Source organism: Pseudarthrobacter siccitolerans (genome assembly GCF_001046895.1).
In the GTDB taxonomy this organism is placed as follows: domain Bacteria; phylum Actinomycetota; class Actinomycetes; order Actinomycetales; family Micrococcaceae; genus Arthrobacter; species Arthrobacter siccitolerans.
This window is the reverse complement of sequence record NZ_CAQI01000012.1, coordinates 1-217: the sequence shown is the minus strand read 5'-3', so window position 1 is coordinate 217 and position 217 is coordinate 1. Positions and strand designations below refer to the sequence as shown.

1 pseudogene is annotated in these 217 nt (G+C 68.7%); it reads right to left on the bottom strand.

Annotation, left to right across the window (positions count from 1 at the left end):
- Positions 1 to 217 (bottom strand): annotated as a pseudogene (locus ARTSIC4J27_RS23635) (ATP-dependent DNA ligase); the annotation flags it as partial.

Sequence of the window (217 nt, the reverse complement as noted above, 5' to 3'; positions counted from 1 at the left end):
CTTGCCCACCATCACGTAACCGCCCGGTTCGCCGAACTCGCCGGCGGGGTCCAGCGCGCCCAGGTGCAGGTTGGAAAGCAAACCGGTGCGCCGTCCCGACCCCCACTCGCAGGCGAGCACCACCAGGTCGTAGGTGAGCACGGGCTTCACCTTGATCCAGTTGGAACCGCGCCGGCCGGCAGCGTAGGCCGATCCCACCGCCTTCACCATCACACCC